General features: G+C 67.1%; 1 pseudogene. It reads left to right on the plus strand.

Features of this window, described 5'->3' with window-relative positions:
• Positions 1-55 precede the first annotated feature (55 nt).
• A pseudogene (locus AC0IY1_RS25585) lies at positions 56-237 on the plus strand (50S ribosomal protein L1); the annotation flags it as partial.

Genomic DNA, 237 nt, shown 5'->3' on the forward strand with positions numbered 1-237 from the left:
CCGTGGCTCCGCGCGGGCCATGGGCCTCGACGTCGTCGCTTAAGGGGAGGGCACACTGGCACACGAAGGCAAGCGCATCCGCGCCGCCCGCGAGGGCATCGACGCGCTCAAGCTCTATCCCAGCGACGAAGCGATCAAGCTCGTGAAGGAGAAGGCCAGCGCCAAGTTCGACGAGACCGTCGACATCTCGATGAACCTCGGCGTCGATCCGCGCCACGCTGACCAGATGGTCCGCGG

The organism is Methylobacterium sp. AC690 (assembly GCF_979256535.1).